Source organism: Streptomyces sp. NPDC006197 (assembly GCF_040613865.1).
Taxonomy (GTDB): Bacteria; Actinomycetota; Actinomycetes; order Streptomycetales; family Streptomycetaceae; genus Streptomyces.
The window spans coordinates 1-26,584 of the sequence record NZ_JBEXSZ010000119.1; the positions used below are offsets into that span (position 1 = coordinate 1).

22 protein-coding genes and 1 tRNA gene are annotated in these 26,584 nt (G+C 72.5%); 13 read left to right on the plus strand and 10 right to left on the minus strand.

From position 1 onward, the window contains the following. Positions 1-286: 286 nt before the first annotated feature. Entirely contained in the window at positions 287-712 is a 426-nt protein-coding gene (locus ABZ318_RS29345) for a ribonuclease (RefSeq protein ID WP_356905473.1), read from the plus strand. Positions 713-727: 15 nt separating this feature from the next. Here the strand turns inward: ABZ318_RS29345 and ABZ318_RS29350 are convergent, their stop codons facing one another. Further along, a complete protein-coding gene (locus tag ABZ318_RS29350; RefSeq protein WP_356905474.1) occupies positions 728-2,197 on the minus strand; it encodes an ankyrin repeat domain-containing protein in 1,470 nt (489 codons plus the stop codon). A gap of 67 nt (positions 2,198-2,264) precedes the next feature. Continuing rightward, a complete protein-coding gene (locus ABZ318_RS29355; protein WP_356905475.1) occupies positions 2,265-3,149 on the minus strand; it encodes a hypothetical protein in 885 nt (294 codons plus the stop codon). Positions 3,150-3,340: 191 nt separating this feature from the next. Here ABZ318_RS29355 and ABZ318_RS29360 point away from each other — a divergent pair, with 191 nt between their 5' ends. Continuing rightward, the gene (locus ABZ318_RS29360) at positions 3,341-4,108 is read left to right on the plus strand and encodes a serine protease (RefSeq protein WP_356905492.1); all 768 of its coding nucleotides are present in this window, start codon (positions 3,341-3,343) and stop codon (positions 4,106-4,108) included. Positions 4,109-4,190: 82 nt separating this feature from the next. Here the strand turns inward: ABZ318_RS29360 and ABZ318_RS29365 are convergent, their stop codons facing one another. After that, on the minus strand, positions 4,191-5,936 hold the full coding sequence (locus tag ABZ318_RS29365) for a beta-galactosidase family protein (protein ID WP_356905476.1): 1,746 nt from the start codon (positions 5,934-5,936) through the stop codon (positions 4,191-4,193). 84 nt (positions 5,937-6,020) lie between these two features. On the opposite strand from ABZ318_RS29365, the gene ABZ318_RS29370 reads away from it, so the two are divergent. The 4 genes from ABZ318_RS29370 to pepN are packed head-to-tail and all read left to right on the plus strand — an operon-like array spanning position 6,021 to position 10,764. Continuing rightward, positions 6,021-6,908 (plus strand): AraC family transcriptional regulator, encoded by an 888-nt coding sequence (locus ABZ318_RS29370; protein ID WP_356905477.1) that lies wholly within the window; start codon positions 6,021-6,023, stop codon positions 6,906-6,908. A gap of 11 nt (positions 6,909-6,919) precedes the next feature. Next, a complete protein-coding gene (locus tag ABZ318_RS29375) occupies positions 6,920-7,243 on the plus strand; it encodes a chorismate mutase (protein ID WP_356905478.1) in 324 nt (107 codons plus the stop codon). Beyond that, positions 7,243-8,229, plus strand: a complete 987-nt coding sequence (locus ABZ318_RS29380) for an asparaginase (protein ID WP_356905479.1) — start codon at positions 7,243-7,245, stop codon at positions 8,227-8,229. Before ABZ318_RS29375 ends, ABZ318_RS29380 begins: the two co-directional genes overlap by 1 nt. 51 nt (positions 8,230-8,280) lie before the next feature. After that, a complete protein-coding gene (pepN, locus tag ABZ318_RS29385; RefSeq protein ID WP_356905480.1) occupies positions 8,281-10,764 on the plus strand; it encodes an aminopeptidase N in 2,484 nt (827 codons plus the stop codon). A gap of 62 nt (positions 10,765-10,826) precedes the next feature. Here pepN and ABZ318_RS29390 read toward each other — a convergent pair whose 3' ends face one another. Continuing rightward, positions 10,827-11,717 (minus strand): LysR substrate-binding domain-containing protein, encoded by an 891-nt coding sequence (locus ABZ318_RS29390; protein WP_356905481.1) that lies wholly within the window; start codon positions 11,715-11,717, stop codon positions 10,827-10,829. Between the two features lie 106 nt (positions 11,718-11,823). On the opposite strand from ABZ318_RS29390, the gene ABZ318_RS29395 reads away from it, so the two are divergent. The 4 genes from ABZ318_RS29395 (at position 11,824) to ABZ318_RS29410 (ending at position 16,825) form a co-directional block, all read left to right on the plus strand. Further along, positions 11,824-12,219 (plus strand): hypothetical protein, encoded by a 396-nt coding sequence (locus tag ABZ318_RS29395; protein WP_356905482.1) that lies wholly within the window; start codon positions 11,824-11,826, stop codon positions 12,217-12,219. Beyond that, complete coding sequence (locus ABZ318_RS29400; RefSeq protein ID WP_356905483.1) at positions 12,212-13,813, plus strand: multicopper oxidase domain-containing protein; 1,602 nt, start codon at positions 12,212-12,214, stop codon at positions 13,811-13,813. The genes ABZ318_RS29395 and ABZ318_RS29400 overlap by 8 nt, the downstream gene beginning before the upstream one ends. A 226-nt stretch (positions 13,814-14,039) precedes the next feature. Continuing rightward, positions 14,040-15,416, plus strand: a complete 1,377-nt coding sequence (locus ABZ318_RS29405; protein WP_356905484.1) for an aminotransferase class V-fold PLP-dependent enzyme — start codon at positions 14,040-14,042, stop codon at positions 15,414-15,416. Beyond that, the gene (locus ABZ318_RS29410; protein WP_356905485.1) at positions 15,413-16,825 is read left to right on the plus strand and encodes a SidA/IucD/PvdA family monooxygenase; all 1,413 of its coding nucleotides are present in this window, start codon (positions 15,413-15,415) and stop codon (positions 16,823-16,825) included. The genes ABZ318_RS29405 and ABZ318_RS29410 overlap by 4 nt, the downstream gene beginning before the upstream one ends. Positions 16,826-16,828: 3 nt before the next feature. Here the strand turns inward: ABZ318_RS29410 and ABZ318_RS29415 are convergent, their stop codons facing one another. Further along, positions 16,829-18,628, minus strand: coding sequence for a 5'-nucleotidase C-terminal domain-containing protein (locus ABZ318_RS29415; protein ID WP_356905486.1), 1,800 nt, complete (start codon positions 18,626-18,628; stop codon positions 16,829-16,831). A 113-nt stretch (positions 18,629-18,741) separates the two neighbouring features. On the opposite strand from ABZ318_RS29415, the gene ABZ318_RS29420 reads away from it, so the two are divergent. Beyond that, the gene (locus ABZ318_RS29420) at positions 18,742-19,416 is read left to right on the plus strand and encodes an SIMPL domain-containing protein (protein ID WP_356905487.1); all 675 of its coding nucleotides are present in this window, start codon (positions 18,742-18,744) and stop codon (positions 19,414-19,416) included. A 146-nt stretch (positions 19,417-19,562) separates the two neighbouring features. After that, a complete protein-coding gene (gene pyk, locus ABZ318_RS29425) occupies positions 19,563-20,990 on the plus strand; it encodes a pyruvate kinase (RefSeq protein ID WP_356905488.1) in 1,428 nt (475 codons plus the stop codon). Between the two features lie 75 nt (positions 20,991-21,065). Here pyk and ABZ318_RS29430 read toward each other — a convergent pair. Then, a tRNA-Leu gene (locus ABZ318_RS29430) sits at positions 21,066-21,138 on the minus strand. Positions 21,139-21,253: 115 nt separating this feature from the next. Between ABZ318_RS29430 and ABZ318_RS29435 the strand changes: the two genes are divergently transcribed. Beyond that, the gene (locus tag ABZ318_RS29435) at positions 21,254-21,907 is read left to right on the plus strand and encodes a response regulator (protein WP_356905489.1); all 654 of its coding nucleotides are present in this window, start codon (positions 21,254-21,256) and stop codon (positions 21,905-21,907) included. A gap of 69 nt (positions 21,908-21,976) precedes the next feature. Here the strand turns inward: ABZ318_RS29435 and ABZ318_RS29440 are convergent, their stop codons facing one another. The 4 genes from ABZ318_RS29440 to ABZ318_RS29455 are packed head-to-tail and all read right to left on the minus strand — an operon-like array spanning position 21,977 to position 26,434. Beyond that, positions 21,977-22,693: an ABC transporter ATP-binding protein gene (locus ABZ318_RS29440; protein ID WP_356905490.1), complete on the minus strand. Its 717-nt coding sequence runs from the start codon at positions 22,691-22,693 to the stop codon at positions 21,977-21,979. Further along, positions 22,690-23,739: an ABC transporter ATP-binding protein gene (locus tag ABZ318_RS29445; protein ID WP_356905491.1), complete on the minus strand. Its 1,050-nt coding sequence runs from the start codon at positions 23,737-23,739 to the stop codon at positions 22,690-22,692. The genes ABZ318_RS29440 and ABZ318_RS29445 overlap by 4 nt, the downstream gene beginning before the upstream one ends. A 5-nt stretch (positions 23,740-23,744) precedes the next feature. Beyond that, positions 23,745-25,496 carry a branched-chain amino acid ABC transporter permease gene (locus ABZ318_RS29450; protein ID WP_356905493.1) on the minus strand — a complete coding sequence of 584 codons (1,752 nt, stop codon included), beginning with the start codon at positions 25,494-25,496 and terminating at the stop codon, positions 23,745-23,747. Positions 25,497-25,501: 5 nt separating this feature from the next. Continuing rightward, positions 25,502-26,434 carry a branched-chain amino acid ABC transporter permease gene (locus ABZ318_RS29455; protein WP_356905494.1) on the minus strand — a complete coding sequence of 311 codons (933 nt, stop codon included), beginning with the start codon at positions 26,432-26,434 and terminating at the stop codon, positions 25,502-25,504. Positions 26,435-26,584: the final 150 nt, after the last annotated feature.

The following is a 26,584-nucleotide window of genomic DNA, read 5'->3' on the forward strand; positions in this document are numbered from 1 at the left end:
GTCAGCTTCGAGGCGCGGCCGCGGATGTGGATGCCCACGGTAGAGAGGGTGACCTGCCGGTCGTAGATCCGCTGGTGGGTGTCGCTGGCGATGAGCGGCAAGTGAGCCTCCGCCACCCACGGCGCGCGCCGGGCCCCGACCGGGTCCGGCGCGCGTCCCCGTGTCCCGGGCGGGATGCCGGCGCGCGTCCACGGGATCCGCACGTTCGGGAGGATGCGGTTAACGTCCGGCGAATTGAAGGGAGTTGGGCTTCCGGCGGGTGTCTACGCGCGTCATCATCGCGGTCATGCGAATCCCCCCTCGAATCACCCTCGCCGGCGGTGTCGCCACCGCCCTCCTGTCCGCCCTCCTCCTCGGCGCCCCGGCTGGCGCCGCGCCGGCCCCCGCACCCGTCGCCGCCGCGTCCTCGGTCGCGGCGACCGCGTCCGTCGGGGACATCTGTTCCTCGGACCTGCCCAGCCAGGCCCACGACACCCTGCGGCTGATCGACGCGGGCGGCCCCTTCCCGTACAGCCAGGACGGCGCCGTCTTCCAGAACCGCGAAGGCGTCCTGCCGGCCCACGCCTACGGCTACTACCACGAGTACACGGTGAAGACCCCGGGCATCGACACCCGCGGCGCCCGCCGCATCGTGACCGGCAGCACGGCGGACGAGGACTACTACACCTCCGACCACTACGCCACGTTCGACCTGATCGACCACGCCTGCTGATCCCCGGGCAGGACGTCAGGCGCGGCGCGGGGTCGTCCACTCCAGACGGGTCCTGACCCGCGGGTCGCGGACGTGCTCCAGGGCGGCGAGCGCCGTCTCGCGCGGCGCTCCGTCCGCCTCCCCGTCCGCGAGGATCGACGCCAGCGCGTCGACGGCGCGCGGATCCTGACGGATCGCGAGCCCCCGCGCCGCCTCCGCCGCGGTCTCCGGATCGGAGTCGTCGAGCCGCTCCGCGAGCCCCTCCCGTACGAGCGGGGTGTCGTCGGGCAGCTCGGCGAGCGCCAGCGTCGCCCAGTCCCGCACCCGGGGGTCGCCGTCCCGGCTCAGCGCGAGCAGCACCCCGAGCGCCTCGACGTGCCCGGCCGGCACGATCCCGGCGAGGGCCGCCGCGACGGCCCGGCGCACCACCGCGTCGGGATGCCCGGCCGCCGCGAGCAGTTCGGGCACGGCGGCCGCGTCCGCGCACTCCCCGAGGGCGAGGACCGCCGAGAGCAGCGGCTCCCGCGCCGGGGGCACCGCCTCCGCCGCGAGGCGCCGCAGGACCGGGACCGCGCCCGGACCGAAGCCCGGCAGCGCGCCGAGCACCCGCGCGCCGAGCGCCCGGCGCAGCGGATCGCGGTAGGCGCACCACCCGGCCGCCGCCACGAAGGTCTCCTCGTCGGCCCGGCCCGCCAGTTCGGCCACCGCCGTCGTCCAGTCGTCGAGCTCCGGGTCGCCGCGGCGCAGCGCCCGCGCCGCGAGCTCCTCGTGCGGGGTGCGCAGCCCGAGCGCCGCCTCCAGGAGCGTGGCGATCGCCGCGTGGCCGGTCCCCCGGTCGTCGCCGCGCCCGGGCGCCCCGTCCTCCCGCAGCAGCTCGACGACGACCGTGATCCCGCCGTCCTCCCGGATCCGCCGGACGGCCGCCTCGTACGTCTGCCCGCCCTCGTTCCCGGCGACGAGCCCGCGCCGCAGCTCGGCCGCGATGTCGGCGCCGATCCACCGCCGGGCCTCCCGCAGGGCGGCCTCCCGGGCCCGCGCCCCGTGGTCGAGGAGCGCCCGCACGCAGCCGGTGGAGCCGCGCCGCGCGGCGGCGACGAGCGGGAGGACCCCGTCGGGGCCGGGCCGGTCCGGGTCGGCCCCGTGCTCCAGGAGGACCCGGGCGGTGTCGGCGTGGCCCAGGCGGAGGGCCCAGGCGAGGGCGGTGAAGCCGTACGCCTCCTCCTGGTCGGCCGCCGCGCCCGCCGCGAGCAGCGCCCGCACGACCTCGGTGTGCCCGCCGCAGGCCGCCCCGCACAGCGGCAGGTCCCCGTCCTCCTCGCCGCTGCCCCGGGCGGGGTCGGCCCCGGCGGCGAGCAGCACCCGCACGATGCCGGCCTCGTCGCCGACGGCCGCGCGGTAGAGCGCGGTCTCCCCGTCCTCCCGGCCCTCGGGGTCCGCCCCGTCCCGCAGGAGCCGCACGGCCCCGTTCTCGTCCCCGTCCCGGATGGCGTCGAACAACGTGCTCATGCACCGACCCTGACCCGCCGTCGGCTCGTGGCGCAAATCGATTCGCGCGCCGATGTGTGCCGATGTGTCAGGAGGCGCATTCCAGGACCGAGCCGCACACCCCGCACCGGGCCCGCAGGACGCGCCCCGCCGGCACCCGCAGGCGCTGGAGGCAGACCGGGCAGGAGAAGGAGACGCCGGTCGCCGGGGCCCCGCCCTCGAAGGCGTAGGGAGCGTCCTCGGAGGCCCGGCCCCTGCGTCGCTGCAGGCCGTACCGGCGGCGCTCGGCCCAGCCCGCCCCGGCGAGCGGCGGCGCGGTCCGCTCCCGCGCGGCCTCCGCCCGGCCCCGTACCCACGCCTCGTACGCCACGGCGCTGGTGAACCAGGGCGAGGGGTCCTCGCCGAAGACCTCGGCCCGCTTGGCGAGGACGTAGCCGAACTCCTCCGGGGTGAGGTAGCCGAGCTTCTGGCTCTCGACGCCGTCCTGCCGGTACGCGTCGAGCAGCGGCCAGCCGGCGCCCAGATAGGCGGTGGTCACGTCGGTGAGGACCTCGTTCTCCGCGGTGCCGGGGAAGCCGAGGCCGAGCCGGTGCAGCAGGACGTGGGTGATCTCGTGGGCGAGGGCCGCGCCGATGTCCCTGCGGCGGGTGCGGAAGCGGTCGTTGAGCTCCACGAAGTACTCGGGTCCTGCCGTGAGCTCGACGGCCGCCGCGTACTCCATGGGGCGGAAGCTCACCACGATGCGCGCCTCGGGCAGTTGCAGGTGCCGGACGAGGGCGTGGGCCACCCGCTGGGCGCCGAGGTGGAGGTCCTCCTCGTCGTCGAGGGCGACGTCGTCGGCGGTCACGCTGGCCGGATAGCGGTGCACGCCGTCGGGGGAGAGGCGGCGGTAGAGCGCGGTGAGCGAGGCCCGCATCGTGGCGCGGTGCGGAAAGCCGTGGATGACACGGTCGGCCCCATGACGGTTCGGCATGCCGGATCCCCCTTCGCGTCCACTGTACGGTCCCCCCACCGGATCTGGCCGAAAAGGCTTTCTTGTGGCGCCAGTTGGGTGCTGTTCATAATCCGGACATGCCTTGACGAGCGCATGTCATCGCGTTCATGTCATCCCTCCGTCGAGGCCGACCCCCCACGAGAGAAGGAAGACACGTGAAGCAGAACCGCATGATCCGTGCCCTCCAGAAGCTGGCGGCCGCCGGTGCCGTCGTCCTGGCGGCCGTCAGCCTCCAGCCCACCACCGCCTCCGCGGCCCCGGCCCCCGTCGTCGGCGGCACCCGCGCCGCACAGGGCGAGTTCCCCTGGATGGTCAGGCTCTCCATGGGCTGCGGCGGCTCCCTGATCACCCCTCAGGTCGTCCTCACCGCCGCCCACTGCGTGAACGGCTCCGGCACCAACACGAGCATCACCGCCACCGCCGGAGTCGTGGACCTCCAGTCGGGCAGCGCCATCAAGGTCAGGTCCACCAAGGTCCTCCAGGCCCCCGGCTACAACGGCCAGGGCAAGGACTGGGCGCTGATCAAGCTCGCCACCCCGATCACCTCGCTGCCCAACCTGAAGATCGCCGACACCACCGCGTACAACAGCGGCACCTTCACCGTCGCCGGCTGGGGCGCCACCTACGAGGGCGGCGGGCAGCAGCGCTACCTGCGCAAGGCGACCGTCCCGTTCGTCTCCGACGCCACCTGCCAGGCCGCCTACGGCAGCGACCTCGTCCCGGCCGAGGAGATCTGCGCCGGCTACAACGAGGGCGGGGTCGACACCTGCCAGGGCGACTCCGGCGGCCCCATGTTCCGCAAGGACAACGCCGGAGCCTGGATCCAGGTCGGCATCGTGAGCTGGGGCGAGGGCTGCGCACGGGCCGGCTACCCCGGGGTCTACACGGAGGTCTCGACCTTCGCCGCCGCGATCAAGTCGGCCGCGGCCACGCTGTAGCGGTCCTGTGGACGGGTGCCCCGGAGCGGCCTCGGCTCCGGGGCACCTTCACGCGCTTGAGTCGGTTATTTATTTTGAGAAGTCATAGGACATCCAGCTCCACCGAGGACGGCCCCCCGCCCTCCACCTCGAGCACCCACACCTCGTTCGCCCCCTCCCGCAGCACCGGCCCCGGCACGAACAGCGCCTCCTGCGGACCCGCCGCCCAGTAGCGGCCCAGGCAGAAACCGTTCACCCACACGAAGCCCCGGGTCGCGCCCGGCAGCCGCAGCCGGGCGTCCCCGCCCTCGGCCACGGCGAGGACCCCCCGGTACAGGCCCGGAGCTTCCGTGACCGGGCCGAAGGGCACCTTGGCGACCGTCTCCGTGCCGAAGGCGTCCAGGCGCAGCGCCCGGGCCCGTACCCCGTGCAGATACTGCCGCTCGTGCCGTACGCCCCCGGTGATCCCCTTCGGCTCCGCGAGCCGCGGCCCGTAGTTCACCCGGCCCAGCGACTCCACCCACAGGTCCACGAGCGCGGGACCCGCCACCGGCTCGGGAAGCGCCGCGTCCTCCTCGTCGAGGACCCCCGCCAGGCGGCCGTCGACGTACACCACCGCCCGGTCGCGCAGCCCCGTCACCCCCAGCGGGTACGGCTGCCGGGGGCCCGGCACCGCCACCCGGTAGCGGACCAGACCCCGGTCCACGCCCAGCTCCTCGAAGGTCGGCGGCACCGGCGTCACCGTCTCCTCGCCGCCGAGGACCTCCAGGACCGCGTCCAGCGGCGCCCACCCGTCGAGCACGCCGGAGACCGGCGCGCCGAGCCGGGCCGGCGGCTCCGGCACCTCCGGCAGCGGCCCCTCCGCGTACTCCGCGAGCACCTCGCGGAAGGCCCGGTACTTCTCCGTCGGCCGCCCCGCCTCGTCGACCGGCGCGTCGTAGTCGTACGAGGTCACCGTCGGCCGCAGCGGACCGTCGTGCAGCTCGCCGTCCCGGTTCGCGCCCGCCCAGCCGCCGAAGTTCGTCCCGCCGTGCGCCATGTACACATTGACCGAGGCCCCGCACTCCAGGACCTCCCGCAGCGCCGCCGCCGCGTCCGCCGCGTCCCGCACCGCGTGCTCCCGGCCCCAGTGGTCGAACCAGCCGCACCAGAACTCCATGCACATCAGCGGTCCCGACGGCTGGTGCCGCCGCAGCGTCGCGAAGCCCTCCCGCGCCCCCGAGCCGAAGTTCGCCGTCGCCAGCACCCCCGGCACCGAACCGCCCGTCAGCATGTGGTCCTCGGGCCCGTCCGAGGTGAACAGCGGCACGCTCACCCCGCAGTCCCGCAGCAGCCCCGCGACCCACTCCAGATAGCCCCGGTCGCTCCCGTAACTCCCGTACTCGTTCTCCACCTGCACCAGGACCACCGGCCCGCCCCGGTCGACCTGCCGCTCCACCACCTGCGGGAGCAGCCGCCGGAACCAGGCCTCCACCGGCGCCAGGAACTCCGGGTCCAGACTCCGCACCCGCCGCCCGAGCGGACCGGTCAGCCAGTGCGGAAGCCCGCCGTTCTCCCACTCGGCGCAGATGTACGGACCCGGGCGCACGATCGCCCGCATCCCGGCCCGCCCCACCGCGTCCAGGAACCGCCCGAGCGCGTCCGCGTCCACGTACCGGCCGGGCTCCGGCTCGTGCAGGTTCCACGGGACGTACGTCTCGACACAGTCGAGGCCCATCGCGCGCAGCATCCCGAGCCGGTGCTCCCAGTGCCCCTCGTGCACCCGGAAGTAGTGCAGCGCCCCCGAGAGCAGCCGCACCGGCCGCCCGTCGAGCAGAAAGTCCTCGTCACCCACAGCGAACGTGCTCATGACCTCACCCTCACCCCCTGGCGGCGGCACGGTCCATGGACAAAGATCGTCGCAGTTTGGACGTTAGAGAGGGCGGGCCACGGGATGTACCACACCTGGATGCGCTACTTCACGCCCAGCCCCGTCCACCACCGCCTCGGCCTCGTCTGCCTCGGCGTCGGACTTCAGCACGGCGTCCTGCCCACCGTCGGCCCGCGCACCCTCGACCACCACGTCGCCGTCGTCGTCTCCGCCGGCGGCGGCTGGTACCGGGGCCCCGACGGACGCCGCACCACCGTCACCGCCCCCGCCCTCCTCTGGCTCACCCCCGGCACCCCCCACCACTACGCCGCCGACCCCGGCACCGGCTGGGACGAGGCCTTCGTCGACTTCACCGGACCCGCCACCGCCACCTACACCGAACTCGGCTACATCGAGCCCGACCGGCCCGTCGTCCCCCTCTCCGACGCCGCGCCCGCCCGCGCCGCCATCGGCCGGATCGCCCGCGCCGCCCGCCCCGGCAACCCCCTCCTGGAGGTCGAGACCGGCGCCGCCGTCCACGAGCTGCTCGTCGCGCTGCGCCGGGCCCGCGCCGACACCAACGCCGACGGCGACCCCGTCCTCGCCGCCCTCGCCCGCGACGCCTTCCAGCCGCTCTCCGTCGCCGAGCACGCCGCCCGGCACGGCATGACCCCCGCAGAACTGCGCACCGCCGTCCGCCGCGCCGCCGGATGCAGCCCCAAGGACTACCTGCTCACCGTCCGCCTCGGCCGAGCCAAGGAACTCCTCGCCGCCACCGAGCTGCCCGTCGCCGCCGTCGCCCGCCGCGTCGGCTACGACGACCCCGCCTACTTCTCCCGGCTCTTCACCCGCCGCGTCGGCACCGCGCCCATCCGGTTCCGCGAGCAGCAGGGGCGGTCCGTGCACGGCGGCTGGAGCAACAGCGTTCCGGATCCCGAACACCCGCCCACGATCCCCCCGCGATCCGTCTAAGCTCGCAGATCATGAGCGACACCAGCGGCACCAGTGCCATCGACCCGACCGTCATCGCCGAGCTGACCCGGCTGCGCGAAAGCATCGACAACATCGACGCCGCGGTCGTGCACATGCTCGCCGAGCGCTTCAAGTGCACCCAGCAGGTCGGCGTCCTCAAGGCGAACCACCAGCTCCCGCCCGCCGACCCCGCCCGCGAGGCCCGCCAGATCGCCCGGCTGCGTGAACTCGCCGAGAGCGCGAAACTGGACCCGGCCTTCGCGGAGAAGCTCCTCAACTTCATCATCGCCGAGGTCATCCGGCACCACGAGACGATTGCGGACGGAGCACGCTGATGGGCCGCGTCACGGTCTTCACCCTCGGAGGCACCATCTCCGCCCGAGGCGGTGACGCAGCCCGCATGACCGGCCAGGAGGTCCTCGCAGGCCTCGGCGCCCCCGAGGACGTCGTCCTGCGGGACTTCCGCCGCGTCCCCAGCTCCACCCTCTCCTTCGAGGACCTCGCCGCCCTCGCCGACGAGGTGCGGCAGGCCGTCGCCGACGGCTCCGGCGTGGTCGTCGTCCAGGGCACCGACACCCTGGAGGAGACCGCCTTCCTCCTCGACCTGCTCTGCACCACCGAGCAGCCGATCGCCGTCACCGGCGCCATGCGCCGCCCCGACCTGCCCGGCGCCGACGGCCCCGCCAACCTCGCCGCCGCGCTCGCCGTCGCCGCCGACCCCGCCTGCCGGGACCTCGGCGTCCTCGTCGTCCTCGCCGACGAGATCCACGCCGCCCGCCTCGCCCGCAAGACCCACACCACCTCCATCGCCACCTTCGCCTCACCCGGCGCGGGACCCCTCGGCACCGTCGTCGAGGGCCGGCCCCGGATCCTCCTCCGCCCCGCCGTCCCCGCCGCGCTCTGCCCGCTCACGCTCGACCCCTCCGTGCGCGTCGCCCTCGTGACCCTCTCCCTCGGCGACCGCGGCGAACTCCTCGACGCCGTCGACGACCGCTTCCAGGGCCTCGTCGTCGCCGCCTTCGGCGGCGGACACGCCCCCGCCCCGCTCGTCGAACCCCTCGCCGAACTCGCCCGGCGCATCCCGGTCGTCCTCGCCTCCCGCACCGGCGGCGGCGCGACCCTCACCGACACCTACCGCAGCCCCGGCTCCGAGCACGACCTGCTCCACCACGGACTGATCCCCGCCGGCCCGCTCGACCCCGCCAAGGCCCGGATCCTGCTCCACACCCTGATCTCCAGCGGCGCCGCGACCCCCAGCGGCTACGACCGGCCCCGCATCACCGCCGCCTTCGCCCACCTGAACGGCTCCGGCCTGGCCTGAGGTCCCCATACCCCCTGCCCGGGAACGGAGCGATCGGGCAGCATAGGGCCCATGTCCGTACTGACGCGCGACGAAGCGCAGACCCGTGCCCAGCTCCTCGACGTCCACCACTACCGCGTGGACCTCGACCTCACCACCGGCGACGAGACCTTCCGGTCACAGAGCCTCATCCGCTTCACGGCCCGCGCCGCGGGGGACACCTTCGTCGAGCTCAAGCCCGAGACCCTCCACTCCGCCGAGCTCGACGGCGAGCCCCTCGACGTCACCACCCTCGACGGCAACCGGCTCCCGCTCGCCCTCACCGAGGGCGAGCACACCCTGCTCATCAGCACCACCATGCGGTACTCCCGCACCGGCGAGGGCATGCACCGCTTCACGGACCCCACCGACGGCGAGTCGTACGCCTACACCCAGCTGTTCATGGAGGACGTGCAGCGCGTCTTCGCCGCCTTCGACCAGCCCGACCTCAAGGCCGTCTTCGAGGTGGGCGTCAAGGCCCCCGAAGGCTGGACCGTCCTCTCCAACGGCATCACCGAGCAGCAGCCCGACGGCCGCTGGCAGGCCGCCCCCACCCCCCTGCTCTCCACCTACTTCGTCTGCGTCGCCGCCGGCCCCTGGCACACCGTCCGCACCGAGCACGCCGGTCTGCCCTTCGGCATCCACTGCCGCCGCTCCCTCGCCGCCCACCTCGACGCCGACGCCGACGAGATCCTCGCCGTCACCAAGGCCTGCTACGACCGCTACCACGAGAAGTTCGACGAGCCCTACCCCTTCGACTCCTACGACCAGGCCTTCGTCCCCGAGTTCAACGCCGGTGCCATGGAGAACCCCGGACTCGTCACCTTCCGCGACGAGTTCGTCTTCCGCTCCGCCGTCACCGTCACCGAGCGCCAGACCCGCGCCATGGTCATCGCCCACGAGATGGCCCACATGTGGTTCGGCGACCTCGTCACCCTGCGCTGGTGGGACGACATCTGGCTGAACGAGTCCTTCGCCGAGTACATGGGCTTCCAGACCGTCAACGAGGCCTGCTCCGACCTCTTCCCCGACACCTGGATCGACTTCGGCGTCACCCGCAAGTCCTGGGGATACGAGGCGGACCAGCGCCCCTCCACCCACCCCGTCGCCCCCGACCCGGAGGCCGTCCCCGACACCGCCTCCGCCCTCCTCAACTTCGACGGCATCTCCTACGCCAAGGGCGCCTCCGCGCTCCGCCAGCTCGTCGCCTGGCTCGGCGAGAAGGACTTCCTCGCCGGCATCAACATCCACTTCAAGCGCCACAGGTTCGGCAACGCCACCCTCGCCGACTTCATCGACAACCTCGCCGCCGCCACCGACCGCGACGTCCACGCCTGGGCCGAGCAGTGGCTGCGCACCACCGGCGTCGACACCCTCACCCCCCGCCTCGAAGGCGAGGGCACCCACTGGCGCCTCCACGTCGACCGCGACGGCAGCCGCCCGCACCGCATCCGGGCCGGGATCTACGACCGGCAGCCCGACGGCGAACTCGCCCTGCGCGAGCGCCGCGAGCTCGACGTCCCGCAGGAGGCACCCGCCGAACTGACCGGCCCGCGCCCCGCCCTCGTCGTCCTCAACGACGGCGACCTCACCTACGCCAAGCTCCGCTTCGACGAGGTCTCCCAGGAATCCGCCCTGCGCGGCCTCTCCCGCATCCCCGACCCCCTCACCCGCGCCGTCGTCTGGAACGCGCTGCGCGACATGGTCCGCGACGGCGACCTCGCCCCCGCCGACTACCTGGAGGTCGCCCTCGCGCACCTCCCCGAGGAGACCGAACTCGCCCTCGTCCAGGGCATCCTCGGCTTCGCCCGCACCCAGATCGCCGACCGGTACGTCACCGCGGAGGAGCGCCCCGCCGCCCTCGCCACCATCAGCGAGATCGCCCGCGCCCTGCTGCGCCACACCGAGGACGGCGAGGCGCCCGGACTGCGCCTCACCGCCGTCCGCGCCTGCATCGACAGTGCCACCACCCCCGACAAGATCGCCTCCTGGCTCGACGAGGGCACCGTCCACGGCGGGCCGGAGCTCGACCCCGAGCTGCGCTGGCGGATCCTCGCCCGCCTCGCCGTCCTCGGCGCCACCGACGAGACCGCGATCGCGGCCGAGCTGGAGCGGGACCCCAGCGCCACCGGCCAGGAGGGCGCGGCCCGCTGCCGGGCCGCCCTGCCCACCCCCGAGGCGAAGGCCGCGGCCTGGTCGTCCCTCTTCGACTCCGACGACCTCTCCAACTACCTCTTCACCGCCACCGCCCAGGGCTTCTGGCAGCCCGAACAGGCCGAGCTCGTACGGGAGTACGTACCGCGCTTCTACGAGGCGGCCGTCGCGCTCGGCGACCGCCGGGGCCCCGCGATGGCCGAGGCCGCCGGGCGCTACGCCTTCCCCGCGTACGCGATCGACGCCGACTCCCTGGCCCTGGGCGAGTCCCACCTCGCGGAGGACACCATGATCCCGGCCCTCCACCGCAAGCTGGCAGACCAACTGGACGACCTGCGCCGCGCGCTGCGCGTGCGCGGCTAGGAGGTGTCCCGCCGGTCGGGCCCGGCCCGGCCGGCAGGACACGGTCGGGGACGTCCGGCGGATCAGACCGGGCCGGACGCCCAGTCCCAGCCGGTCAGCGCCGCGTGCATCAGGCGCGCGGCGCCCGTCGGGTGGCCGTCGGCGTACCGGAGCAGGGTGAGGGTGCGCCGGCAGTCGGGGCTGTCGACGGCGATCCAGGCGACGGGGGCGCGGGTGGCGCTGCGCCGGGCCATGTCCGGGATGAGGCCGACGCCGAGCCCCGAGGCGACCAGGATCGCGGTCGCGCTGGGCTCGTCGCCCTCGCAGACGATCCTCGGGGGCGCCAGGCCGTTCCCCGCGAAGAGCCGGTCGAGGAGCCTGCGCTGCCAGTGGCCCGTGCGGGTGGTGACGAAGGGCTCGTCGGCGAGTTCGCCGACGGTCACCGAGGCGCGGCCCGCCAGGGGATGGTCGAGCGGCGCGACCACCCACACCGCCTCGTCGAGCAGCCGCACCGCCTCCAGGCCGTCGGGCGCGAAGGGCTGCGAGGCGACACAGAGGTCCACCTCCTGACCGCGCAGGCGGCGGGCCATCTCCTCGGCGGCCATCTGGTGGAGCTCGACCTCGATGCCGGGGTGGGCCCGTTTGAACGCCCCGAGCGGCCCGGTCAGGGTGAGGAAGGTCTCCGAGGCCAGCCGTACGGTGCCGAACTCCCCGCCCGCGAGCCCGGCGACGGCCCGGCGCCCCGCGTCGAGCTCCCCGAGGGAGCGCTCGACGTGCCGGAGGAACACCTTCCCGGCGTCGTTCAGCCGGAGCCGGCCGACCCGGTCGAACAACGGCGTGCCCAGCTCGTTCTCCAGGCGGGCGACGGTACGGCTCAACGACGGCTGGGCCACGCGGAGTTCCTCGGCAGCGCGGCTGAGGTGCTCCAGGCGGGCCACGACGACGAACTGCCTGAGCGCGTGGAGATCCATCATGCCCCCAGGGGCATAGCCCGATAGCGATACTGATCTTGGACAGGATATCGGCCGGGCCATAGCGTCGTGAGCGTTCCCGCACCGACAACAAGGGGGGTGACGCCCCATGCTCAGGGGCGTGTGGCGGGCCGTCGTCACGGCGCACGTGGTGGCGGTCCTCGGCCAGCCGGTCTTCGCCGGCGTCTATCTGAGCGGCGACTTCGACGGCCTCGGCATGCACGCAGCGGGCGCCGACGTCGTCACCTCGCTCTGCCTCGTACAGCTCGTCGTCGCGATCGTCGTCTGGGCGCGGCTGCGCCGGTCCTGGCCGTTCTACGTCACGCTGGCGCTCGCGGTCGCCGAGACCGCGCAGTACTTCGCCGGGACGGCCGGGGCGCTGTGGCTGCACGTCCCCCTGGGCGTGTTCACCATCGCGGCCGTCGTCGTCCTGTTCACCGCGGTCTGGCTGCGGCCGTTGGACCGCCGGGAGGCCCTGGACCGCCGGGAGGCCGTCGATGCCTGAGCTCACGAGGCGCCGGCTCCTGGCCGTCGGCGGGGCGCTCGGGCTGATGGCGGCGGGCGGGCTGACGGCCGCGGCCGGACTGTCCCGCCGTCCGGCCGTGACCGGGGCCGAACTCCGCAGCGCGGTACCGCTGCCGCCCCCGTTCCGGGTGCCGCTGCCGCTCCCGGCCGTCCTGAAGCCGGTCGCCACCAGGGGCGGCGTCGACCGTTACGAGATCACCCAGCGCGAGGTGACGGCGGAGATCCTGCCCGGCGTACGGACACGGCTGTGGACGTACGGGGGCACCTTCCCCGGCCCCACGATCGAATCGCGCCGCGGCCGTCCGGTCACCGTCTCGCACCGGAACGAACTGCCGGTGCCGACGGTCGTGCACCTGCATGGCGGACGCACACCGGCGACGTCCGACGGCTACCCGACGGACCTGGTGCTGCCGGAGGGCTGGAGCGGCGGCCACGGAGGACACGGGGGACACGGGGGAGGCCATGGCGGGGGCATGCACGACCCACGGGCGGTGACGACCGACCTCACCCGGGACTACACCTTCCCGATGGACCAGCGGCCGACGCTGCTCTGGTACCACGACCACCGGATGGACTTCACCGCCCCGGCGATCTGGCGGGGCCTCGCCGGGCTGCACATCGTGCGCGACGACGCCGAGGAGGCCCTCGGGCTGCCGGCGGGACCGCGGGAACTGCCGCTGATGATCGCGGACCGGGCGTTCGCCGCCGACGGCAGCCTCGACTACCCGTCCCTCGACCCCACCCTGCGCGGCCGCCCCGGGGTCCGCGAGTCCTACCTCGCCGGCGTCCTCGGCGACGTCGTCCTGGTCAACGGCGCCCCCTGGCCCGTCCACGAGGTCGACGCGGCCCGCTACCGGCTCCGCCTCCTGAACGCCTCGAACGCCCGGCACTACGACCTCGCGCTGGTCGACGGCGACGGCCGGTCCCTCCCGCTCGTCCAGGTCGGTGCCGACCAGGGACTGCTCGCGACACCGGTCACCCACGGTTCCCTGCCCATGGCGCCGGCCGAACGGTACGACGTCGTCGTCGACTTCGCCCACGAACCGGTCGGCGGCCTCGTCCGGCTCGTCAACCGCCTGGGCTCCGGTCGCACCCGTGACGTGATGGCTTTCCGGATCGCCCGGAAGGCCGCCGACGACAGCCGCGTGCCCCGGGTCCTGTCGACCGACCTGCCGAACTGGCGGAGGTCGGACGCCGTCCGGGTCCGCGACTTCTCCTTCCGCGCGGGCCGCATGGGCGAGGACGGCGGCCACGGCTGGCTGATCGGAGGCCTCCCCTTCGACCCGGCCCGCTCGGACGTGACGGTCCGCCTGGGCGACGTGGAGATCTGGCGCCTGGTCGCGGACGTCCACCACCCGGTCCACCTGCACCTGACGGGCTTCCGGATCCTCTCCCGGGGCGGCGAGGCGCCCCTCGCGCACGACGCGGGCCTGAAGGACACGGTGTCCCTGCGGCCGGGCGAGTCGGCGGAGATCATCACGCGGTTCGACGGCTATCGGGGGCGCTACCTCTTCCACTGCCACAACGCGGAACACGAGGACATGGGCATGATGGCCAACCTGGAAGTGACCTAGCCCCCCCCAGAACCGCCACCCACCCCCGCGGCGGGGGTGACGGAAGGGGAGCCGCCCACCCGGGCGCGGGCCCCTACGGAGGTGGCGGAAGGGCGCTGCCCCGCCACGGCGTGGGCCCCGTGCGGCACCGCCCACGCAAGAGCACCCCCCACCCCCCGTCGCTCGTTCGGGTCACAGCGCCCGGTCCCCCGGACAGACCCCGGCAACCCCCGGCACCCTGTCGTCCATGCGTGCCGCACCCCCACCCCTCGCCGCCGACACCACCGCCCTGAGCCGTCTCCTGGGCACGGCCCTCGACGCCCTCCGGGAAGGAGCGCGGGCCAGGGGCGGCCCGCTCCCGGCGGGGGGCCCGGAGGCCGTGGCCCGGCGTGTGCGCGAGGCGCTCGGGGAGCCGCTCCCGGAGACGGGGCGGGGCCCCCAGGAGGCGCTCCGTACCCTCGTCGCCGCGCTGGCGGCCGGCGCCGCCGACCCCGCCGACCCCCTCTGCGCCGCCCATCTCCACACCCCGCCCCTCGCGCTCGCCGCGGCCGCCGATCTGGCCGCCTCCGCGCTGAACCCGTCGATGGACTCCTGGGACCAGGCGCCCGCGGCCTCCGCCCTGGAGGCCGAGGTCACGGCGGCGCTGGCCGCCGAGGTCTTCCCGGACGCGCCCCACCCCGACGCGCTCGTCACCACCGGCGGCACCGAGTCCCATCAGCTCGCCCTGCTCCTCGCCCGGGAGCGGCACGGAAACAGGCTCAGGACCGTTGTCGGTGCCAACGCCCACCACTCCTTCCACCGCGCCGCCTGGCTCCTCGGCCTGCCCGAGCCGGTCACCGTGCCCACCCCGAGCGGCACGATGGAGCCAGAAGCCCTCCACGAAGCCCTGGCCCGCACGGGCGAGGGGCCCGTCCTCGTCGCCGCCACCGCCGGCACCACCGACGAGGGCCTGATCGACCCGCTCCCGGAGATCGCGGACGTATGCGTCGGCGCCGGCGTCGAGCTCCACGTCGACGCCGCGTACGGCGGCCCCGTCCTCTTCAGCCGGACGCACCGCCGGCTCCTCGACGGCCTCGACCGGGCCCGTACCGTCACCGTCGACCTGCACAAACTCGGCTGGCAGCCGGCCGCGGCGGGACTCCTCGCCGTACGCGACGCCGCCGACCTCGCGGTCCTCGGCCACACCGCCGACTACCTCAACGCCGACGACGACACCGAGGCCGGCCTCCCCGATCTGCTCGGCCGCTCCCTGCGCACCACCCGCCGCCCCGACGTCCTCAAGGCCGCCGTCACCCTCCGCGCCCTGGGCCGCACCGGCCTTGGCGCGCTCGTCGACAGGTGCATGGACCTCGCCCAGGACCTCGCCGACCGGGTGGAGAAGGCCCCCGGCCTGGACCTCAAGGGACGCCCCACGCTCACCACCGTCCTCTTCCGGCCGGCCGGCGCCGACGACACGACCGTCGCCGCGATCCGCCGGACCCTCCTCGCCGAGGGCCGGGCCGTCCTCGGCCGGGCGACGGCCGACGGCCGCCTCTGGCTCAAGGCCACCCTGCTCAACCCCCACACCACCCCCGGCGACCTGGACCGGATCCTCACCCTCGTGGAAGGCAGCACGCACCGATGACCGGCGACACCCCCCAGCAGGACCTCGATCAGCCCCACGACCTGGTGGGCGTCGGCCTCGGCCCCTTCAACCTCTCGCTCGCCGCCCTCGCGCACGGCGTCCCCGGCGGTCTCGCCGCCACCTTCTACGAGCAGCGGCCGGCCTTCCACTGGCACCCCGGGCTGCTCCTCGACGGCGCCACCCTCCAGGTCCCCTTCCTGGCCGACCTGGTGACCCTCGCCGACCCCGCCAGCCCCTGGACCTTCCTCAACTACCTGAAGAGCCGCGAGCGCCTCTTCCCCTTCTACTTCGCCGAGAAGTTCCACATCCAGCGCGCCGAGTACGACGCCTACTGCCGCTGGGTCAGCGAGCGGCTCCCCGGACTCCGCTTCGGCCACCAGGTCGACTCCGTCCGCTGGAACCCCGAGCGGCGCCTGTTCGAGGTCGACTTCACCCAGGTCGACCCGGAGGGCGAGGCCGAGGCCCTGGGCCGCGCCCACACCCGGAACGTCGTCCTGGGCGTCGGCACCGAGCCGTACGTCCCCGAGCCGCTCCGGCCGCTCGCCGACGCCCCCGGCGTCCCGGTGATCCACTCCGCCGACTACCTGACCCACCGCGAGTCGCTGCTGCGCGCCGGTCACGTCACCGTCATCGGCTCCGGCCAGTCCGGCGCCGAGGTCTTCCTCGACCTGCTCCGCGCCCGCCCCGCAGGGGCCGAGCGGATCCACTGGCTGGCCCGGACCGAGGCCTTCGCCCCCATGGAGTACTCGAAGCTCGGCCTGGAGCACTTCACCCCCGACTACACCCGCTACTTCCACGCCCTGCCCGAGCCGGTGCGAAGCGAACTCGTGCCCCGCCAGTGGCAGTTGCACAAGGGCATCGACGCGGACACCATCGCCGCCATCCACGACGAGCTCTACCGCCGCACCCTGCACGGCGGCTGGCCCGACGCCGTCCTCACCCCCGGCGTCCGGGTCCGCACGGCGGGGCGGGTCGCCACCACGCAGGTCGAACTGCACCTCGAACACGTCCAGCAGTCCACCCGCTCCCGGCTCACCACCGACGCCGTCGTCCTCGCGACCGGCTACCGGGAGCGCCCGGTGGACCGGATGCTCGCCGGACTCGACCCGTACCTGCGCCACGACTCCGCCGGACGTCCGCGGATCGACGAGCGGTACCGCCTGGTCCTCGACCCCTCCGTCACGGGCTCCGTGTACGTCCAGAACGCCGAGCGCCACACCCACGGCGTCGGCGCCCCCGACCTGGGCCTGGCGGCCTGGCGCAGCGCGACCATCCTCAACTCGGTCACTGGCAGGGAGCCGTACCCGCTGCCGCGCCGCACCGCCTTCACCAGCTTCGGCCTGGACGCGCGAGAGGCGCCGGGCATCCCGGCCCAGAGCCGGAAGCTGACGCCTCTCGTGCAGCAGTAGGAGCTAGAAGACGGGCACGCCGTCCCGGGTCAGCTTCCAGTCCACCGACGCGAAGAGGCCCGGGTCGACCGTGCCCTTCGCCTTCACCCACTGGATGATGGTGTTGCGGATCTCGTCCGAGTTCGCCCACAGCTGCTGGGCGCCGGCGACGTGCGGGAACGCGCCGCCGCCGCTCGCCCGGTAGTTGTTGACCGCGAGGACGAACTTCGCCGCCGGGTCGAGCGGCTTGCCCTCGAAGGACAGGTTCGCGATCCGCTGTCCGGCCGGCTTCGCGATGTCGATGTCGTACGTCAGGCCCGACACGGCGTCGTAGTTGTAGTCCGGGGTGCTGTCCGCGTTGGTGAGCTTCGCGGTGTCGACGGGCGCGCCCGCCGGGGTCTGGACGTAGTACTTCGCCGAGTACTCCAGGTAGTCCTTCAGCTGGGCGCCCGTCAGCAGACGCGCCTCCAGGGTGTTCTCGAAGGGGTAGAGGCCGGCGGCGTCCTTGATGCTGATCTCGCCGGCGGGGATCCGGGCCGTGCGCGAGAAGCAGGAGGCCTGCGAGAGCACGGGCAGACCGGCGTACGCGCCGCCCGCGAGGGCCGCCTTCACCGTCTCGGCCTGGACGACGTTGATCAGGTCGATGATCGGCTCGTCCTTCCAGGGCGCGTCGGCCGTCGTCATGGCCGCCGTGGAGGTGCCGATGACCTGGTTGACGTACGCGACGACCTTCTTGTGCTCGTCGGCGAGCAGTCCGGTGATCTCCGGGTCCTCGGGGACCGTGTTGGAGTTGAGGACCTGCGCGCCGACCTTCTCGACCACCCAGCGGCCCTTCTCCCACACCAGGTCGAAGTCGAAGAGGGTGAGGCGCTGGCCCCACTTCAGGGGCTCGGAGAGGACGACGTCCTTGCCGGTCTCCTTGTTCGTGACCTTGTACTCGGGGATCTCGGTGTGGGCGTGTCCCACGAGGATCGCGTCGATGCCGGGGACCTGCTCGGCGACGAGCGCGGCGGCGTTCTCGATGTACGGGAGCTGGTCGCCGTACGAGGAGGTGCCGGAGGAGCCGGAGTGGGCGGAGACGACCACGACGTCGGCGCCCATGGAGCGCAGCTTCGGCACCCACTTCGCGGCCTGCTCCTCCAGACCGGGGAAGACCATCTTTCCGGTGACGTTCGCCTTGTCCCAGATGGCGATGCCCGGGTTGGTCAGGCCGAGCACGGCGACCCTGACGTCCTTGCCGTGCGGGGTGCGCAGGCAGTGCATGCTGTACGGGGCGAAGGCCGGGCGCAGGGACTTGGCGTCGAGCGCGTTGGCGCCGAGCAGCGGGAAGTCGCACTGCTCCTCGAACTTCCGCAGCACCGGGATGCCGTAGTTGAACTCGTGGTTGCCGAGCGCGGCGGCGTCGTAGCCGATGGCGTTCATGGCCTGGGCCATCGGGTGGACCGGGCCGCCGGTCTGGGTGATGGGGTCGACCTTGGCGTAGTAGTAGGACAGCTGGGTGCCCTGGATGGTGTCGCCGGCGTCGATGAGCAGGGTGTTGCGGCGGCCCTTCGCGGCGCGGACCTGCTCGACCAGGGTGGAGATCTTGGCGAGGCCGACGTCGTTGTGCGCCTTGTCGTCGAACTCCTTGTCCGTGAAGTAGTCCCAGTTGAAGACGTTGCCGTGCAGGTCGGTGGTGCCCATCACGGTGAAGGAGTACCGCTTCTGCGGACGCGGGCGGCCGGGGCCGGCGGCCTCGGCGGGCACGGCGACGGCTCCGGCGACGGCCACTCCGGCCCCGGCGGCGGCCGAGCGCTCCAGGAACGTCCTGCGGTTCAGCGGCATGTGTTCTCCCCATTGATTCGGCGCCTGCCATGGCGCACAACGCGCGTAGATTCTGGCTCAGACCGAACTGTCGCAACAGACCTTTCGGGTTACGGAGTGGGAAAGTGTTCGGTATGACACACCCGCACCCCACCCCCGAGGCACCCCAGGTGACGGTCCGTGGCGAGGGCCGCCTGGAGGTGGAGCCGGAGCTGGCGCGGATCGGTGTGACGGTACGCGCCGGGGGCACCGACCGGGCCTCGGTGCTCGCCGCCCTGACGGCCCGCAACGCCGAGGCGATCGCCCTCGTCAAGTCCTGCGGTGAGGCCGTCGCCGCGCTGGATACGGGCGCCCTGTCCGTCAGCCCCGAGCCGGCCCGGCACGGCCGCGGCGAGCGGGTGCGCGGCTACCGGGGCTGGGTGCACCTCTCGGCCGAGCTGACCGATTTCACCGCCCTCGGCGAGCTCGTCACGCACCTCGCCGACCTGGAGTGGACCCGGGTGGACGGCCCCTGGTGGTCGCTGCGTCCGGACTCCCCGGCGCACGCGGAGGCGCGCCGGCGGGCCGTACGGGACGCGGTGCGCCGGGCGCGCGAGTACGCGGAGGCGCTCGACACCTCCCTGGTGGCACTCCTAGAACTCTCCGACACCGGACTCGCCCCGGGCATGCCGGCTCCGGCCGGCGGGATGCGCATGGCCTTCGCCGCCGAGACGGTGGAGGCCCCCGCTCCGCTGGAGCTCGAACCCCAGCGGCAGACGGTCACCGCGGAGGTCGCGGCACGGTTCACGATGGGGCCGCCCGCACTCTGAGACGAACGGCTTTTCGGCCCGTAACCCGCTCATCGGAGCAACCCGCCGCACAGATTCAAGACTTGTCAACAACCTTTCACGGAAAGGTTGTTGAGTAGTCATGCCGGGCGCCTTCGCTACCCGCTGGTAAGCCCTAGGCTCGCCTTATGCGCCGAGCGAAAATCGTTTGTACCCTTGGGCCCGCCACCGAAACATACGACCAGATCAAGGCGTTGATCGAGGCCGGAATGGACGTGGCCCGCTTCAATCTCAGCCACGGCAGCTACGCCGATCACGAGAAGCGCTACCAGCACGTCCGTGAGGCCTCCGACGAGACCGGCCGCAGCGTCGGCGTCCTCGCCGACCTTCAAGGCCCGAAGATCCGCCTCGGCCGCTTCCGCGAGGGACCCGTACTCCTTGAACGCGGCGACGAGTTCACCATCACCGTCGAGCCGGTGGAGGGCGACCGCCACCACTGCGGCACCACCTACTCCGGCCTCGCCGGGGACGTGACCGCGGGTGAGCGCATCCTCGTCGACGACGGCCGCGTCACCCTGGAGGTCACCTCCGTCGACGGCCCCCGCGTGCACACCCGCGTGATCGAGGGCGGCATGGTCTCCGACCACAAGGGCCTCAACCTGCCCGGTGTCGCCGTCTCGGTCCCGGCCCTCTCCGAGAAGGACATCGAGGACCTGCGCTGGGCGCTGCGCACCGGCGCCGACGTCATCGCCCTCTCCTTCGTGCGCAGCGCCCGGGACATCGAGGACGTGCACCGGATCATGGACGAGGAGGGCCGCCGGCTCCCCGTCATCGCCAAGATCGAGAAGCCGCAGGCCGTCGAGAACATCGAGGAGATCGTCGCCGCCTTCGACGGCATCATGGTCGCCCGCGGCGACCTGGGCGTCGAGATGCCGCTGGAGCAGGTGCCGATCGTCCAGAAGCGCGCGGTGAAGCTGGCCAAGCGCAACGCCAAGCCGGTCATCGTCGCCACCCAGATGCTCGACTCGATGATCGACAACTCCCGCCCCACGCGCGCCGAGGCGAGCGACGTGGCGAACGCGGTCATCGACGGCACCGACGCCGTGATGCTCTCCGGCGAGACCAGCGTCGGCCGCTATCCGATCGAGACGGTCCGCACCATGAGCCGGATCGTCGAGGCCGCGGAGGAGGACGTCCTCGCCAAGGGCCTGCCCCCGCTGACCGAGCGGAACAAGCCCCGCACCCAGGGCGGCGCCGTGGCCCGCGCGGCCGCCGAGATGGGCGACTTCCTGGGCGCCAGGTTCCTGGTGGCCTTCACCCAGTCCGGCGACACGGTCAAGCGGCTCTCCCGCTACCGCTCGCCGATCCCGCTGCTCGCCTTCACCCCGGACCCGGCGACCCGCTCCCAGCTCAACCTCACCTGGGGCGTCGAGACCTTCCTCGGGCCGTCCGTGGACTCCACGGACGCGATGGTGGCCCAGGTCGACGAGGAGCTGCTGCGGATCGGCCGCTGCCGGCCGGGCGACATCGTGGTCATCACGGCCGGCTCCCCGCCGGGCGTCGCGGGCTCCACGAACCTGGTCCGGGTGCATCACATCGGTGAGCCGCTGACCTAGGGAGGATTCAAGGGGCGTCGGGGGAGCGGACCTTGATCGCCCTGCCCGTCTCAGGCCTTGGAATCAAAGGTAAAGTGCCCCGGGTGGGATTCGAACCCACGCTGTATGGTGTTTGAGACCACTGCCTCTTCCGCTGGGCTACCGGGGCATCCTTCGAAACGAAGGTCGGTGATCACCCGCCGTGTCCCTACCTTACAGGAGGTAGGTAGGCTCATGGGGAGCTGTATCCGCCTCGGAACGAGGCCATCGAACGAGGAGCCCGCGTGACTGCCCCCGAGTCGCCCCAGCCCGCCGACGACGCCGAGCCGTCGCACGTCCCGCCGCTGACGACCCGCGTCGTCATCGCCGAGGACGAGGCTCTCATCCGTCTCGACCTCAAAGAGATGCTGGAAGAAGAGGGCTACACGGTCGTCGGCGAGGCCGGGGACGGTGCCACGGCCGTCGAACTCGCCCGTGAGCACCGCCCCGACCTCGTCATCCTCGACGTGAAGATGCCCGTCCTCGACGGCATCTCCGCCGCCGAGAAGATCGCCGGCGAGTCCATCGCCCCGGTCCTCATGCTCACCGCCTTCTCGCAGCGCGAGCTCGTCGAGCGGGCCCGGGACGCCGGCGCCATGGCGTACCTGGTGAAGCCCTTCAGCAAGAGCGACGTGGTGCCGGCCATCGAGATGGCCGTCTCCCGCTTCGCCGAGCTCCGCGCCCTGGAGCAGGAGGTCGCCGACCTCTCCCAGCGCCTGGAGACCCGCAAGCTCGTCGACCGCGCCAAGTCGATCCTGCAGACCCAGTACGGCCTGACGGAGCCGGCCGCGTTCCGCTGGATCCAGAAGACCTCGATGGACCGCCGCATGTCGATGCAGCAGGTCGCCGAGGCCGTCATCGAGGACGCCGAGGAGAAGAAGGCGGCCAAGGGCCAGTAACCCCGTCGCACACAGGAGGAGGCCCGCCCCGCGCGATGCGGGGCGGGCCTCCTCGTACGACGGGTGCTGCTACTCCTCGCCGAGGTACGTCTTGCGGACGTCGTCGTTCACGAGCAGGTCCCGGCCGGTGCCGGACAGCTTCATCGTGCCGACCTCCAGGACGTACCCGTGGTCCGCGAGGGAGAGCGCGGCCTGCGCGTTCTGCTCGATGAGCAGGATCGTCATGCCCTCGGACTTCAGCGTCGCGATGGTCTCCATGATCTTCTGCATCATGATCGGGGAGAGACCCATCGAGGGCTCGTCCAGCATCAGCAGCTTGGGCCGGGACATCAGGGCCCTGCCCATCGCCAGCATCTGCTGCTCACCGCCGGAGAGGGTGCCCGCCGCCTGCTTGCGGCGCTCGCCCAGGATCGGGAAGAGGTCGTAGGACTTCTGGATGTCCTGTTCGATCCCGTCCTTGTCCTTGCGGAGGAAGGCGCCGAGCCGGAGGTTCTCCTCGATGGTGAGCCGGGGGAAGATGTGCCGGCCCTCGGGGGAGTGCGCGAGACCCAGCGACACCACCTTGTGGGCCGGGACGCCGTTGAGCACCTGGCCGTCGAAGACGACCTTGCCCGCGGTGGGCTTGAGCAGGCCGGAGAGGGTCCGCAGGGTCGTGGTCTTGCCGGCGCCGTTGGTGCCGATCAGGGCGACGACCTGGCCCGCCTCGACGGAGAAGGAGATGCCCTTGACGGCCTCGATCTTGCCGTAGGCGACCCTGAGGTCCTCGACCTCCAGAAGCGCGGTCACTTGGAGTCTCCTTCGGTGGTGCTGTCCGCGTCGGCGGCCGGAGCCGCGTCGGCGGGGGTGTCGTCGGCGGGAGCCTCGTCCGCCTCGGCCTCGGGGGCGTCGGCCTCGTCGGCGGGCGCCTCGGGAGCCTCGTCGGCGGGCTCTTCCGCGACCTCGGCGGTCTCGGCTCCGGCCTCGGCGGCCTGCTCCGCGGCTTCCTCGGCGGCCAGGACCTCGGCCGCCTCCTCCGCGCCGGGCGCGTCCTCGTACGGCGTGCCCAGGTACGCGGCCACGACGCGCTCGTCGCCCTGGACGACCTCGGCCGTGCCCTCGACGAGCTTCTCGCCCTGGACGAGGACGGCCACCCGGTCGCACAGCTTGAAGATGAACTTCATGTCGTGCTCGATGACCAGGACCGCGATGCCGAGGTCGCGGATCGCGAAGACGAGCTCCTCGGTGGTGCGGGTCTCGCTCTGGTTCATGCCGGCCGTCGGCTCGTCGAGCAGCAGCAGGCCGGGGTCGCTGGCGAGCGCGCGGGCGATCTCCAGCTTGCGCTGCTCGCCGTACGGCAGGTTGCGCGCCAGGTGCGTCGCCTTGTTCGCCAGGCCCACGAACTCCAGGAGTTCCATGGCCCGTTCGTGCGAGGCGGCCTCCGCCTTCTTGAAGCCGGGGCCGCGCAGCAGCGCCGACCACAGGCCCTCCTTGGTCCGGGTGTGCCGTCCGACGAGGACGTTCTCCAGGACCGTCATGTTGGAGAAGAGGCGGATGTTCTGGAAGGTACGGGCGATGCCGGCCTGGGTCACCAGGTGCGGCTTGGGCGGCAGGACCGTCCCCTTGTAGCTGACCTGGCCCTCGGTCGGGACGTACAGACCGGTCAGGCAGTTGAAGAAGGTGGTCTTGCCGGCGCCGTTCGGGCCGATCAGGCCGACGATCTCGCCCTCGCGGACGGTCAGGTCGACCCCGCGCACGGCGGTCAGGCCGCCGAAGCGCATGGTGACGCCGCTGGCTTCCAGGACCGGGGAGGCCGTCTTCGTAGCGGAGGCGGTGTCGGTGGTGGTGGTCGTCATGGCTTTCACGCCCCTGCCTTCGCCGTGCCGACGCCCGCGTCCTCGGACTGCCGCTGCTCCGGCACGACCTGCTGGTCGTCGTCGTTCTCGTGGAATTCCAGCTGCGCCCGCTTGTTGGCGATGAGGCCCTCGGGACGGAAGCGCATGAGCAGGATCAGGGCGATGCCGAAGCCGAGCAGCTGGTACTCCTGCATGAACTGCAGCTTGGCCGGGATCAGGAAGAGCAGCGCGGAGCCGACGATCGGGCCGCTGATCGTGCCCATGCCGCCGAGGATGACGGCCGCGAGCAGGAAGGCGGAGTTCGGCGGGACGGGGCCGGCGAACTGGTAGTTCTCCGGGACCACCGTGGTGTTGACGTGCGCCTGCACCGTGCCCGCGAGGCCGGCCAGGGACGCGCCGAGGGCGAAGGCGATGAGCTTGACCCGGAAGCCGTTGATGCCCATGGCGGTGGCGGCGGTCTCGTCCTCACGGATCGCGACCCAGGCGCGCCCGATGCGGCTGTTGCTCGCGCGGGAGAAGACCAGCACGACCAGCGCCATGATCAGGATCATGAGCAGGTAGTAGTTGGCGTACGCGCCCAGCTCGACACCGAGGACGGTGTGCGGCTCGCCGAAGTTGTACCCGAAGAACTCCAGCTGCGGGATGTTCGGGATGCCGTTCGGGCCGTTGGTGATCTGCGGGCCCGAGGTGCCGTCGAGGTTGCCCATGGCGATGCGGAAGATCTCACCGAAGCCGAGGGTCACGATGGCGAGGTAGTCGCCGCGCAGCCGCAGGGTCGGGGCGCCGATGACGACGCCGAACACCAGGGAGGCCGCCATGCCGGTCAGCGCCGACGCCCAGAAGGGGAACTGCACGCCGAACGCGGAGGACGTGGCGCCGGAGACCAGGGCCGCGGTGTACGCGCCGACGCCGAGGAAGGCGACGTAACCGAGGTCGAGCAGACCGGCGAGGCCGACGACGATGTTCAGACCGAGCGCGACCGTCGCGAAGATCAGGATGTTGACCGCGATCAGCGTGTACGTGTCGCCGCTCTGCTCGATGAACGGGAAGGCGATCGCGGCGACCAGCGACGCGGTCACGGCCACCTGACGGTTCCGCGCGGTGATCGCGGAGAGCCGCTGGGTGAGACCGGACTTGATCAGCGCGACGGCGGAGAAGCCGACGAGGATCAGGTACGCGATGAAGAGCTGCGGCTCGTTGTCGTCGGTGTCGATGCCGAAGGTGACCACGTAGAGGCCGACGGCGAAGACCGCGACGATGATCAGGATCTCGACCCAGGAGGGCAGCTGCTTGGCGGGGGAGGCCTTGCGGGTGTCGTCGGGCAGCTTGAACGAGGCGAACGAGGCGACGGCCGAGGCGAGGATGGCCACGGCGGCGCCGGGCTCCAGGTCCACCAGGGCACCCAGCTCCACGATGATCGAGATCGCGGTGAAGAAGGTGGTGGCGTAGGTGCCGAGGGCCAGGAGCCGCACGGGCTTGCGGCCGCCGGTCGGCGTCAGCCAGGCGAGGCCCTTCACACCGAGGGCGGAGAGTGCGAACAGGGCGGTGAGGACCGCACCGATCAGCGTCAGGAGCTGGAGCGGGGCGGGGTTGCCGTAGATCGTGAGGTTGCCGGGGAAGGCGGTGGTCCACGTCCAGGCGAGGAAGGTGCTGGCGACGGTGACGACGCTGCCTGCGACGACCGTCCAGAGCAGCGCGGCCGGCTTCGCGCCGAAGGGCTTCACGGTGTTCTCGGTCTGGGTCTTGGTCTCGGTCATGGTGCTCACGCCCTGTCCGCGACGCGCTCGCCGAGCAGACCCTGGGGCCGCACGAGGAGGACGAGGATGAGGAGGACGAAGGCCCACACGTTGGACCAGGCACCGCCGCCGAGCTGCTGCATGCCGGGGATGTCCTCGATGTAGGCGATGGACAGGGCCTCGGCGAGGCCGAGGACCACGCCGCCGACCATGGCGCCGTAGATGTTCCCGATGCCGCCGAGGACGGCCGCGGTGAACGCCTTGAGGCCGAGGATGAAGCCCATCTCGAAGCCGATCTGACCGCGCTCCAGGCCGTAGGCGACGGCGGCGACGGCGGCGAACGCGGCACCGATGGCGAAGGCCATCACGATGATGCGGTCGGTGTTGATGCCCATCAGCTTCGCGGTGTCCGGGTCCTGCGCGGTGGCCTGCATGGCGCGGCCGCTGCGGCTCTTGGAGACGAAGAAGCCCAGGGCCAGCATGCAGAGCGGGGCGAGGATCAGGATGAAGAGGTCGGCCCGCTGGATCTGCAGGCTCTCGGTGATCTTGAAGGCGTCACCGGTGAACTCGGGGAAGCTGCGCTTGTCCTTGGCGTTCGGGTAGAAGCCCCACACGAGCTGCTGGAGCGCGATCGAGAGACCGATCGCGGTGATCAGCGGTGCGAGCTTGGGGGCGTTGCGCAGTGGTCGGTACGCGAACCGTTCGGCAGCGGTCGCGACGGCCACGGAGGCGATCGCGCCACCGATGATCATGAGCGGTATCGCCACCAGGAGAGGGGTTCCGCCGGGGAGCCACAAGTAGGTGGTGAGGGCGCCGAAGCCGCCGATCATGAAGATCTCGCCGTGGGCGAAGTTGATGAGCTGGACGATGCCGTAAACCATGGTGTAGCCGATGGCTACGAGGCCGTAGAGGGCTCCCATGGAAAGGCCGTTGACCAGCTGTTGCGGCAGTTCGTTCACCGCAGGCCTCCGATGAGCTTGTCGGATAAGACTCCGCGCGAGGGCGCTGTTTGCGTGCGCGAAGACGGAGACGTCGGTGAACTCGGTGATGCCGCGCAGGACGGCGTTGGTGCCGAGGATGGCGACGATGCCGACGCCGAGCGGCAGGAG

Coding starts and splice junctions, on each gene's coding strand:
- ABZ318_RS29345 (WP_356905473.1), top strand. CDS start 287: ATGCGAATCCCCCCTCGAATCACCCTCGCCGGCGGTGTCGCCACCGCC.
- ABZ318_RS29350 (WP_356905474.1), bottom strand. CDS start 2,197: ATGAGCACGTTGTTCGACGCCATCCGGGACGGGGACGAGAACGGGGCC.
- ABZ318_RS29355 (WP_356905475.1), bottom strand. CDS start 3,149: ATGCCGAACCGTCATGGGGCCGACCGTGTCATCCACGGCTTTCCGCAC.
- ABZ318_RS29360 (WP_356905492.1), top strand. CDS start 3,341: ATGATCCGTGCCCTCCAGAAGCTGGCGGCCGCCGGTGCCGTCGTCCTG.
- ABZ318_RS29365 (WP_356905476.1), bottom strand. CDS start 5,936: ATGAGCACGTTCGCTGTGGGTGACGAGGACTTTCTGCTCGACGGGCGG.
- ABZ318_RS29370 (WP_356905477.1), top strand. CDS start 6,021: ATGTACCACACCTGGATGCGCTACTTCACGCCCAGCCCCGTCCACCAC.
- ABZ318_RS29375 (WP_356905478.1), top strand. CDS start 6,920: ATGAGCGACACCAGCGGCACCAGTGCCATCGACCCGACCGTCATCGCC.
- ABZ318_RS29380 (WP_356905479.1), top strand. CDS start 7,243: ATGGGCCGCGTCACGGTCTTCACCCTCGGAGGCACCATCTCCGCCCGA.
- pepN (WP_356905480.1), top strand. CDS start 8,281: ATGTCCGTACTGACGCGCGACGAAGCGCAGACCCGTGCCCAGCTCCTC.
- ABZ318_RS29390 (WP_356905481.1), bottom strand. CDS start 11,717: ATGATGGATCTCCACGCGCTCAGGCAGTTCGTCGTCGTGGCCCGCCTG.
- ABZ318_RS29395 (WP_356905482.1), top strand. CDS start 11,824: ATGCTCAGGGGCGTGTGGCGGGCCGTCGTCACGGCGCACGTGGTGGCG.
- ABZ318_RS29400 (WP_356905483.1), top strand. CDS start 12,212: ATGCCTGAGCTCACGAGGCGCCGGCTCCTGGCCGTCGGCGGGGCGCTC.
- ABZ318_RS29405 (WP_356905484.1), top strand. CDS start 14,040: ATGCGTGCCGCACCCCCACCCCTCGCCGCCGACACCACCGCCCTGAGC.
- ABZ318_RS29410 (WP_356905485.1), top strand. CDS start 15,413: ATGACCGGCGACACCCCCCAGCAGGACCTCGATCAGCCCCACGACCTG.
- ABZ318_RS29415 (WP_356905486.1), bottom strand. CDS start 18,628: ATGCCGCTGAACCGCAGGACGTTCCTGGAGCGCTCGGCCGCCGCCGGG.
- ABZ318_RS29420 (WP_356905487.1), top strand. CDS start 18,742: ATGACACACCCGCACCCCACCCCCGAGGCACCCCAGGTGACGGTCCGT.
- pyk (WP_356905488.1), top strand. CDS start 19,563: ATGCGCCGAGCGAAAATCGTTTGTACCCTTGGGCCCGCCACCGAAACA.
- ABZ318_RS29445 (WP_356905491.1), bottom strand. CDS start 23,739: ATGACGACCACCACCACCGACACCGCCTCCGCTACGAAGACGGCCTCC.
- ABZ318_RS29450 (WP_356905493.1), bottom strand. CDS start 25,496: ATGACCGAGACCAAGACCCAGACCGAGAACACCGTGAAGCCCTTCGGC.